This is a genomic window from Microbacterium indicum DSM 19969 (genome assembly GCF_000422385.1).
Taxonomy (GTDB): domain Bacteria; phylum Actinomycetota; class Actinomycetes; order Actinomycetales; family Microbacteriaceae; genus Microbacterium; species Microbacterium indicum.
On record NZ_AULR01000019.1, the window covers coordinates 19911 to 30556 of the forward strand.

General features: G+C 73.8%; 9 protein-coding genes. 6 read left to right on the top strand and 3 right to left on the bottom strand.

The features are described from left to right. The first annotated feature begins 66 nt into the window (after positions 1-66). From H576_RS15645 to H576_RS0111770, 5 genes are all read left to right on the top strand, one after another. A complete protein-coding gene (locus tag H576_RS15645) occupies positions 67-480 on the top strand; it encodes a hypothetical protein (protein WP_051172707.1) in 414 nt (137 codons plus the stop codon). Between the two features lie 62 nt (positions 481-542). Next, positions 543-1724, top strand: coding sequence for a hypothetical protein (locus H576_RS15650; protein WP_036320760.1), 1182 nt, complete (start codon positions 543-545; stop codon positions 1722-1724). Next, the gene (locus tag H576_RS0111760) at positions 1721-2527 is read left to right on the top strand and encodes a hypothetical protein (RefSeq protein WP_029151095.1); all 807 of its coding nucleotides are present in this window, start codon (positions 1721-1723) and stop codon (positions 2525-2527) included. The genes H576_RS15650 and H576_RS0111760 overlap by 4 nt, the downstream gene beginning before the upstream one ends. Then, positions 2524-3981 carry a hypothetical protein gene (locus H576_RS0111765; RefSeq protein ID WP_156888218.1) on the top strand — a complete coding sequence of 486 codons (1458 nt, stop codon included), beginning with the start codon at positions 2524-2526 and terminating at the stop codon, positions 3979-3981. Before H576_RS0111760 ends, H576_RS0111765 begins: the two co-directional genes overlap by 4 nt. A gap of 2 nt (positions 3982-3983) precedes the next feature. Further along, on the top strand, positions 3984-5216 hold the full coding sequence (locus tag H576_RS0111770) for a CHAT domain-containing protein (protein ID WP_156888219.1): 1233 nt from the start codon (positions 3984-3986) through the stop codon (positions 5214-5216). 4 nt (positions 5217-5220) lie between these two features. On the opposite strand, the gene H576_RS0111775 is transcribed toward H576_RS0111770, so the two are convergent. Both H576_RS0111775 and H576_RS0111780 read right to left on the bottom strand, forming a co-directional pair. Further along, a complete protein-coding gene (locus H576_RS0111775) occupies positions 5221-6279 on the bottom strand; it encodes an LLM class flavin-dependent oxidoreductase (RefSeq protein ID WP_029151098.1) in 1059 nt (352 codons plus the stop codon). 25 nt (positions 6280-6304) lie between these two features. Then, positions 6305-8392, bottom strand: a complete 2088-nt coding sequence (locus tag H576_RS0111780; RefSeq protein WP_084502713.1) for an acyltransferase family protein — start codon at positions 8390-8392, stop codon at positions 6305-6307. A 79-nt stretch (positions 8393-8471) separates the two neighbouring features. On the opposite strand from H576_RS0111780, the gene H576_RS0111785 reads away from it, so the two are divergent. Next, on the top strand, positions 8472-10247 hold the full coding sequence (locus tag H576_RS0111785; RefSeq protein WP_029151100.1) for a cation:proton antiporter: 1776 nt from the start codon (positions 8472-8474) through the stop codon (positions 10245-10247). 66 nt (positions 10248-10313) lie between these two features. On the opposite strand, the gene H576_RS0111790 is transcribed toward H576_RS0111785, so the two are convergent. Next, positions 10314-10646, bottom strand: a 333-nt coding sequence (locus tag H576_RS0111790; protein WP_029151101.1) for an ISL3 family transposase, incomplete at its 5' end; no start/stop codon positions are given.

Consider the following 10646-nt stretch of genomic DNA (forward strand, 5'->3'; position numbering starts at 1 on the left):
TCCGTGACCGGGAGCGCCAGGCGCGCTCCCTAACCTGAGGCCATCGACACGGAAGGAGCCCCGACCATGGGACTGTTCGGACGGAAGAAGACCGACGAGGAGCGCCTCGAGAGCGCCATGAGCACGGCCGAGAAGATCGGATCCGGGAAGGGGCTCGTCGGCGGCCTCACGAAGATGACGATGGGCAGCCGGTTCACCGACCAGGTGGGCGACGCGATGGCGTCGATGCGCTCGGCGCAGGCGGGCATGGCCGCGGCGCAGAACGGCGTGACCGAGCCCGCGACCGTCACGGGCCTCACCGACACGGGGCAGACGATCAACGACAACCCCGTGCTCGTGCTGCGGCTCGACCGCGCGGGCGAGCCCATCGAGCTCCGGACGATGGTCGCGCGGATCCAGATCCCGCGCGTCGGCGACACCGTGCTCCTGGCCGTGAACCCGGCCGACGGGCAGCTGGTCTACGCGGGCCTCGCGGTCTGACGCGCGGGGGCGATCCGCTCGGGTCCGGGCGGCACGCGGCGCCGACGCACTAGCCTGAGCCCGTGGGGCAGACGACGTCGCGGGCAGGGGTCATCGCCGAGGCGTGGCGCGAGCTGGGGGAGGGCGTCGCCGCGCTGAGCAACGCCCAGGGCCTGCCGCTCGCCCGCACCGTGAAGCTCGTGCTCGATCCGCTCGTGGTGCGGCCCGTGCAGCGGCCCCACCTGGGGCAGGCGCTGCTCGGCGACGCCGCGGCCGACGAGCTGCGCGAGCGGATCCTCGGGGCGCGCGACGATCTCGCGGCGACCGCCGCCTGGTTCCTGCTGATGAAGGCCGAGCGCCGCGCGCGCGGGATCACGGCGGGCAACCCGCAGGACCTGTACTTCCAGCGGGCGTACGAGCTCGCGCGCCGGCACGGCGTCCCGAGGGAGGGTGCCGCGTCGACGGCGGGCGACGCGGTCGACGACGTGCACGACGACGACAGGGTGACGGCGGCCGACCTGCGCGCCTACCTGACGACACCGGCCGTGGCCCGCGCGGTGCGCGACGAGATCGACGAGGCGTGGAGGGCGCCGACCATGACGACCGAGAGACAGCCCGATGTGACGGCCCTGCTCGACGCGTGCGCGACGGGAGGCGACGACGCCTTCGACGCGCTCGTCGCGGCGGGCGCCGGCGCGGCGGCAGGATCCGCACTGCGGGCTCCGGGGGCCGCGCGCGGCGCCGGCATGAGCGACCGCGACGAGATCGCGCCGCCCGAGGTCGGCGAGCGCGCCTCGAAGGCCGCCCTGCCCGCGCCGTTCGACCGCTCGATCCTCGAGCGGCTCTTCGCCGCGATCAGCCAGCTCGAGGTCGGCGGCACCGCGGGGATGCGCGGCCTCGTCGGCGCCGAGGCCCGCCGCAGCGCGGCACCGTGGCAGCTCGCCGACGAGGCGGGGCGCGTCGTCATGACCGCGGGAGCCGAGGCCGGGCGCATGGGAGGCGCGACCGACGCCGAGCGGCGCCTCGCCGGCCGCTGGCAGCGCGAGGCGTTCGTGCGCCGCGCCCTGCGGGCCGGCGACGACGGGCCCCTCGACGGCGCGCGCGAGGCGTTCCTCCGCCGCCTGTGGGCGCGCCTGCAGGGGCGCGAGCTGCGCGGCGCGCCGACGGACGGATCCGAGGCCTGGGACCTCATCGACGGCGCCATGCGATCGACGATCCTCGATCGCCGCGACCGCGCGAAGGCCGAGATGGGGCGGGCGTCGTGATCCCCGACGCGTGGCGGGCGGCCGTGTTCGAGGGCGACGGCGCCCTCCTCTGGTGGGATCTCGCGACGGGCGTGTCGGGCGCCGACGTGTGGGACGACGCGCGCGCCGCGGCGTGGATCGAGCTGCCCCGCGAGCCCATGCGGCGCGCGGCTCTCGCGGCGTGGCGCGAGGCCTGGTGGCCCGCGTCGCGCATCGCCGGGATCGAGCCCGTCGACCGGCGCGCCCTCGCGGCCGAGCGGGCGCTCGCGGCGGCGGCGCTCGACGGGATCGCCGACGACGACGAGGCGACCGAGCGCGCGCTGCGCGACCTCGCCCGCCTGGGGCCGTGGGAGGACGAGCGGATCCGCGAGCTCGCCGACGACTACGGCCTCGCCGACGCGGCGGCCGAGGAGGCCGCCGCGCGGCAGGAGGCCTACGCGCTCGCCGCGGCGGGCGAGGCCGCGCGGGCGCCCCTCCAGAGCGGCGAGAGCCCCGTGGATCCCGGTGCGGTCCCGCAGGGCGTCGTGGATCCCGCGGGCCGCATCGCGTGGAGCATCGCGTTCGGCGCCGCGGGGCCGACGATCCGGGTCAGCGTCCCCGCGGCGCCCGGCGACGAGCGCGCGGCCGCCCTCACGGCGCACGTCGCGGGCGTCGACGTCCCGCTCGCGCGGTCCGGCGAGAGGTGGGCGGGCGAGGCAGCGGCGCCGGCGACGGTCCTCGCGGCGGCGGGGCACGAGGCGAGCCTCACGGCGGAGGGCTTCGCCCCGATCCCGGGCGTCGACCTCGAGGTCCTCCTGCGGATCGCGCGGGAGTGGCCGCGATGAGGGTCACGCGAGCCGAGGAGGCCCAGGCCGCGCTCGCCGCCTACGAGCGCGCCTTCGCCGAGGAGGGGTACGTCGCGGCGGCGCCCCACGCCGAGCGCGTCCTCGCGATCGTCGACCGCTGGTGGACCCGCGGGCACGGCGGATCGCAGATCGCGGCGGCGCGCATGCGCTACACGATCGCGCGCGCGGCGCTCGATCGCGGCGATGCCGCGGCGATGCGCGACCACCTCGCGAAGGGCCTCGAGGCGGCCGAGCGGGCCCGCCTGCTGAAGGAGCCCGGCTTCTCCTACGAGGCGCGCCTCCTGATGCTCTCGCGCGCCGAGATGCGCGTGCGCGACGGGGACGTCGACGGATCCCTCGCCGACATCGACGCCGCGCTCGCGCTCGAGCCCGCCCCCGGCATGGGCGACGCCGAGGCGTGGAGCGAGACCGAGCTGCACCTGCGCCTCGCGCGCGTCTCCGCCTTCGAGGCGGCGGGTCGCTACGACCAGGCCGAGCGCGAGGCGAACGCGGCCCTCGACCTCGCCTCGCGCCGCCACCCGGCCTTCGTGCCCCTGGCGCTCGAGCGGCTGAGCATGATCCACCGCGCGACCGGCGCCCCCGAGGCGGGCGACCACCCGCTCGCCGCGGCGTCGGCGATCACCCAGGCCCAGGACGCGCGTCCGACCGAGCGCATGGACCTCGCCCGCGCCGTCGCGTCGCGCGCCATCGAGTCGGGCGACCTCGCCCTCGCCGAGGAGCAGCTGCGCGAGATGCAGCGGATCGCGCGCGAGCGCGGCGACGAGCGCATGGCCGCGGGAACCGGCGCGGGGTTCGCCGAGATCGCGCGGCGGCGCGGCGACCTCGCGGGCGCGGCCGACCTCGCGCGGCGCGCGGCGGCCGAGGCCGAGCGCGTGGGCGAGCGCACGGGGGCGCGCGAGGCGTACGAGATCCTCGGCCAGGCTCTCGCCGGGCTCGGCCGCACGACCGAGGCGCTCGGGGCGCTCGACCGGGCCCGCGCGCTCGCGGGATCCGACGCGATGGAGCTCATGCGCGTCGACGCCGTGCGGCTCGCGACGCTCTTCCAGGCGGCCGGATCCGACCCCGCGGGCTACGCGGCGTGCGTCGACGCCGCCGTCCCGCTCGCCCTCGCCTCCGACGCCGTGCGATACGGGCTCGCGCCCGGCGAGATGCGCGACAGGTGGGCGGCGAACGTCGCCGCCTGGTCGGCCGACGCCGCGCTGCGCGCGCTCACGGCGCTGGGGCGCGCCGACGAGATCCTCGACCTCATCGAGCACATCTGCGCGAGCGCGTCGGTCGATCCGCTCGCCGAACCCGGATCCGAGCTGCTGGATCCGCCGCCCCGCGTCCGCTCGATGCCGGGCGCCGAGCCCGCGATCGCGTGGGCGCTCGCCGCCGCCGAGGAGCGCTACGGGCGCGCGGCGCGCGGAGATGAGGTGGTCGACGCATGGTGACGATGACGTATCCCGACCCCGCCGAGGTCGCCGACACCGGGGGCGCGCGGCCCGTCGCGCAGCTCAAGTACGTCGACACGGTCGACGGGGGCATGTGGATCACGTGGCGCTGGGAGCACGCACTCGACCGCCCGCGGATCTGGGGCTACCAGCCGCAGCAGCTCGCCGGGATCATGCTCGCCTTCGCGCCCGCCGTCCCCGAGCCGCGCGACGGCGAGACGGTCGACGACGCGCTCGCGCGCTCGTGGGCGATCCTCGGCGACCTCGACCGCGAGAAGGAGCTCATGACGGCGCTCGCGCCGCTCATCCCGCAGGGGCTCGCCGCCGAGATCAACCACTTCCTCGCGGAGGGGCTCTGGCCGCACCTGCGGATCCAGCCCTCGCGGCGGCTCGCCCGCGTCCCGTGGGAGGCGCTGCGCGTCGACGAGGGCGAGCGCATGGTGCACGATCTCGACGTCTCGGTCCTCCTGCCCGCGAGCGTGCGGAACGCGCCGCGCCGCCGCCGCGCCCCCGAGGTGCCGGGCGGCCCCGTCGCGGCGGCGATCAGCGTCGAGGTGCCCGGGCGGATCCCCGAGCTCGGCGACGTCCTGCGGCGCGACGAGCCCGTGATCGACGGCATGTTCCAGGCACTCGGAGGCCGCGCGATCGGCTCGCCCCACGGCGCGCTGTCGCGCGAGGGGCTGCGCGAGGCGCTCGCGGGCGCCGCGCGCTTCGTCTACGCGGGCCACGTCACGCCAGGCGTCCACGGACTCGACACCGCGATCCACCTGACCGACGGGCCCGGCACGGCCGGGCGGGGATCCGTCGTCGCGGGCGTGCACCGGCCGCTGACGGCCGCCGACATCGTGTTCGACCGCTGGGACGTGCCGGCGCGCGTCGCCCTCATCGGCTGCGCGTCCGGCGGCGACGCGGCCTACCCCGACCCGACCGGACTCGTCGCCGCGATGGTGGCGCGCGGGGCCCGCGTCGTCACCTCGGCGCGCTGGTCGCTGCCGACCGACGTCGGGATCGAGTGGCTCGCGTCGTCGTCGCTCGGGTCGCAGTCGACCGAGAGCTCGGCGCCCTATCGCGCCTTCGCGGGCGCGGTCATCGCGGCGAGCGTCGCGCACGACGCCGAGGATCCCGTGCACGCGCTGAACGCCTGGCAGCGCGCGCAGGCCGACGCCTGGGAGCGCACGGGGGATCCCGCCCACACGCCGCTCATCTGGGCGGGCCTCACGACGGCCCTGGCATAGGGCGTCAGGCGATCGCGGCGCTCAGCAGCTCGAGCGTCTGGGTGCGGCCTGGGGTCTCGTCGAGCGGCTCGCGCTCGTAGGATCCGCCCATCGGGACGACCATGATCTCGTCGACGACGTCGTACGCCGCCGCGAAGGCCGTGAGGCGGGAGGCGACGTCGTCGGGGGTGCCGATGAACCACGTCGCCCGGTTCTGGTCGACGAACGACTGCTCGAGCGCGTCGGACGGGTTCGCGAGGACCTCGTCGACCGTCTCCATCGCGCGCATCGGCTTGTTGGTGCGCATGCGGGCGAACTGGCGCAGCTGCGGCAGGGCGCGCTGCTCGGCCTCCTCGGCCGTCGGCGCCACGACGACGTTCGCCGTCACGAACGAGACGGGCTTCGGGTGCCGCTCGCTCGGCTGGTATCCCTGCACGTAGAGGCTCATGGCGCGCTCGATCCCCGCGCCCGCGAAGTGGTTCGCGAACACGTACGGCAGGCCCAGCTGGGCCGCGAGCTGCGACGAGAAGTCGCTCGACCCGAGGAGCCAGATCTCGGGGGATCCCTCGGCCGCCGGCGTCGCGCGCACGTCGTAGGTGCCGCCCGAGGTGAAGCGCACGGTCGCGCCCTCGGGGCCCATGATCTGGACGATGTCCTGCACGTTCTGCGGGAACTGCTGCGCCTCGCTCGTCGCGCCGGATCGGTTGAGGAGCTGCGTGATCACGGGGTCGGATCCGGGAGCGCGGCCGAGGCCGAGGTCGACGCGGCCCGGAGCGATGGCCTCGAGGGCCGCGAACTGCTCGGCGACGATGAGCGGCGAGTGGTTGGGCAGCATGACGCCGCCCGAACCGACCTTGATGTTCTCGGTCTTCGCGAGCGCCGTCGCGATGAGCACGGGAGGCGTCGTCGAGGCGACCGCGGCCATGTTGTGGTGCTCGGCGAACCAGTAGCGCCGGTAGCCCAGCCGGTCGGCGAGCTGCGCGAGCCGCATCGAGGCGGCGACCGCCTGCTGCGACGACTGCCCCGTGCGCACCGGCACGAGGTCGAGAACAGACAGGGCCAGGGATCCGGAAGCGCTCACCATGAGGGCAACCCGGGCCGCCGGCGGGCTATTCCCGCGCCGCCTCGATCTCGCTCTCGAGCGCGCGCGCGACGTGCTCGACCCACAGGCGGTTGAGGTGCGAGTCGTCCTCGTACACCGGCAGCTCGCCGACGAACAGCGGGCACCCGTCGTCGGTGCACACGAGATCCTCGGTGTCGACGAACGACGCGCCCGCGGCCTCGGCGGCCGGCTGCGTGATGGTGTTGCTGTCGCGCTCGGTGCTGTCGCCCGTCGCGACGCAGCCCTCCTGCGAGGCGCCCGCGACGTCGACGCAGTTGACGGGCTGCACGTCGGGTCGCGAGGGCACGTCGCCGAAGACGACGACGTCGGGGGTGATCTCGCGGAACCGCGTCACGGTGTCGGTGACGCCCTCCGACCACTGGTCGTCGATCGAGACGCCGTCCTGCTCGCTCATGTTCAGCTGGCCGCGCGACCCGATGACGATCGTGTCGGGCTTCAGCTGCTCGAGCTGATCCTCTGTCCACTCGCGGAAGTCGTCGCACGCGCCCTGGTTGAGCCCGTTGGCGTCCTGGACGACGGGGTACGCGCCGCACGAGAGCTTCGCGAAGAGGACGATCCGGATCCCCTGCGCCTTGCCGATCTCGTCGAACGCGGGGAGCCACATGGCCGCGTGAGAGTCGCCGACGAGGGCGACGACGTCGTCCGACTCGGTGTCGCCGAACGAGCACACCTCGTCCGCCTTCGCCGCGGATCCCGACGCGTAGCAGTCGCCGTCGGTCACCTCGTGCCACGTGTGCGCGTGCGTGCCGTTGTCGGTCATGCCCGGGGGGATCGGGGCGCCGTCGCTCGCCTGGGCGAGGGCGTCCTCGAGCTGCGTCTGCACCTCCGAGACGTCGTCGCCCGGGATCACGTCCTGCGCGTTCTGCGCCTGCCACTCGGCCGCCGCGGCCTCCTGCGCCGCGGCGCGGTCGTCGCCCGCGACGCTCGCGCCGAACCCGATGGCGAGGACGAGGCCGACGCTCACGGGCCACAGCCACAGCGAGCGGTGGCCGTGGCGGATCCACGGCACCTTCCGGTGCTGGAAGGGTCGCTCGACGAAGTGGAAGGTGAGGACCGCGAGCACGAACGAGATCGCGAACCCCAGAGCGACGTGCCAGCGCAGGAGCGACTCGGTCGGCAGCGCGTAGTCGACGGCCTGGATCACGGGCCAGTGCCAGAGATACAGGGAGAACGAGATGTCGCCGATGTAGCGGAGCGGGCGGATCGAGAGGGCGCGGCCGACGGCGGTGTCGGGGCCCGCGCTGAGGAGCAGCATCGTGCCCGCCACGGGCAGGAGCGCATTCCAGCCCGGGAACGCCGTGCTCTCGGTGTATGCCAGTGCCGCGATGGCGATGAGCGCGATGCCGCCGACGCCCGCGGCCTGGGCCCAGCGGCCCGCGAGCGGGCGGGTCAGGACGCACGCGAGGCCCGCGCCGGCCGCGAGCTCGAACGCGCGGGCGAAGGTGTCGAAGTAGGCCGCGTCGGGGTTCGCGCCCGTCGTGTACGCCGACCAGGCGAGGGATCCGCCGAAGATCACGACCGCGGCCGAGAAGAACCAGCGGCGCGGGAGGCGCGGCAGCAGCGCGAGCGCGAGGAGCGGCCACACGAGGTAGAACTGCTCCTCGACGGCCAGCGACCAGTAGTGCTGGAGGAGGCTCGGGTCGTCGGTCGAGAAGTAGTCGGCGCCGGATCCGACCATGTGCCAGTTGGCGAGGAAGACGCTCGCCCACCCCGCGTCGCCCGTCGTCTGCGCGAGCATCGGGATCGAGCGGAAGAACAGCGCGTAGAGCACGACCGCGATCGTGACGAGGCTCGCCGCCGGGAGGATCCGCCTGGCGCGCCGGGCGTAGAAGCCGGCGATGCTGATGGACCCGGTCTTCTCGGCCTCCCGCAGCAGCAGCTGCGTGATGAGGAAGCCCGAGAGGACGAAGAACACGTCGACGCCGACGTACCCGCCGCCGAGGAACGGGATCCCCATGTGCGAGGCGATGACGAGGAGCACCGCGAGCGCGCGCATGCCCTGGATGTCGGGCCGCCAGCTGGAGGGTCGGCTCTGATCCGGGGTCGTGCGAGGGGCTGCGAGGGTCTGACTCATCACAATCCAGAATAGTTACCGTTCTGTGATCTTCCTCCAGCATAGGCCAGTCATAGCTGATCGCTCTAGCCTGGAGGTCATGGATGCTGAGCTCGTACTGGTCGTCGTCGGGGCCATCGCGGTCGCGGCATTCGCACGCTGGCGCGGCTGGCCGGCGCCGCTGCTCGTGACGGGCGTCGCGCTCGTCGCCTCGCTGCTGCCGTTCGTGCCGTCGCTCGAGATCGACGGCCACGTGCTGCTCAACCTCACGCTGCCTCCTCTCCTCTACTCGGCGGCGCTCGACGCGTCGTTCATGAGCTTCCGGCAGTCGCTGCCGCACATCCGGCGCCTCGGCATCGGCGCCGTGCTCGTGACGGCGCTCGCCGTCGGGGTCGTCACCTACATGCTCATGCCCGAGATCGGATTCGCGGGCGCGATCCTCCTCGGCGCGATCGTCGGCCCGCCCGACGCCGTCTCGGCCGCGGCCATCGGGCGCAAGCTCGGGCTCCCGCGGCGGGTGATGAACGTCATGAGCGGCGAGAGCCTCATCAACGACGCGACGTCGCTGACCCTCGTGCGGGTGTTCGCGGCGATCGTCGCGGGCGCGACCGTGACCGTGTGGCAGGGGATCTGGGAGTTCTTCCTCGCGATCGTCGTGGGCGTCGCGGTCGGCCTGCTGTTCGGCATTGTGCTGCACCTGCTGCGCACGCGTCTCGACGACGTCATCGTCACGGGCACCTTCGGGCTCCTCATGCCGTTCGGGGCATATCTCCTCGCCGAGGAGCTCCACGGATCCGGCGTCCTCGCGGTCGTCGCCATGGGCTTCTACGTCGGCTACAACTCGCCGAGCACGAGCTATCAGCAGCGGCAGCAGGACAAGCCGCTCTGGCACTCGGTCGACTTCCTGCTCGAGAGCTTCGTCTTCGCCTACGTGGGGCTGCAGCTGCCCGACGTGGTCCGCACCCTGATCGACTCGTCCGGGTGGGGCGCGACGATCCTCGCGGTCGCCGTCCTGCTGACGGTCCTCCTCGTGCGGCCCGTCTTCGTGTTCCTCAGCTACTGGTGGGGCCAGTTCTGGCAGAAGGTGCGCATGCGGCGCTGGAAGCAGGCGGTCGAGGCGTTCCATCGAGATCCGGACAGCCGCGAGGCGCGCATCGTCAAGCGCCAGAAGGCGCGGATCGCACGCCAGCCGGTGCAGCCGACGAAGCAGGCGATCATGCGCCGCAAGACCGAGCCGGCGCTCACGTGGCAGGACCGCACGATCGTGTCGTGGGCCGGCATGCGCGGCGTCGTCACGCTCGCGATGGCGGCGGCGCTCCCCGACCTGACCGAGCACGCGATGCCCGACGGGCACGTCGAGATCCTCGTCGCGGTCGCGTTCGTCGTCACAGTCGGCACGCTCCTGCTTCAGGGGCTGTCGCTGCCGGTGCTCATCCGGCGGCTCGGGGTGTCGAGCGAGGAGGAGGACCTCGTCGACAAGAAGCAGAAGGCGCGGATCCGTCGCCTCAGCGCCGACGCGGGCCTCGAGTATCTGCGCGAGCAGCAGGGGAAGTGGGTCGAGCAGTTCGGCGAGGACTCGATCGAGGGCTTCAACCGCTTCTCCCGTTCGCTGATCCGCATCGAGCGCACCGCCGACCACGACGACCGCGCGCTCGAGAAGGCGCAGGACGATCTGAAGCTCATGGCCAAGCGCCGCGCGGTCGCCGACGAGCTCACCGAGCTGTCGCGCGGGTGGCTCGAGATCCGCCGCCAGGTCGTCCTGGATCAGTGCCGCGCCGGCAACATCAGCGAAGAGGTGGAGCGCGAGCTGTTCGACGCGATGGACGCCGAGGAGCTCTCCCTCGACACCCGCGGGGCCTACCGCACCGACGTCTGACGCGCGTCCGGGTGCGCATGTGGTCGCTTGCGGCTGCGTTCCGCGACCATTCGCGGCTCTTCGCATTCAGGGGTGTAGGTGGGGTCTGAAGCCGCCGGTCTCGAGCAACGATCTCGCGATGTAGTTGGCGATGTTGCGGAAGCCGAGCGCGGAGCCGCGGAGGTGCTCGAGACGGCCGTTGATCGCCTCGGTCGGGCCGTTGCTCGTGCCGGGCTGGTCGAAGTACGCGAGGACGTCAGCGGCTCTCTTCTTCAGCGTGCGGCCGAGCCTGCGGAGCTCGACCAGAGCGGCCGGGACGCCGCGGGAGACAGCATCGATCACGCCCTGCATGGCCTTCCTCCCGGCGGCGCGATCCGGGTCGCGGTAGGCGGAGATCATGCGCTGGTAGATCCCCCAGGT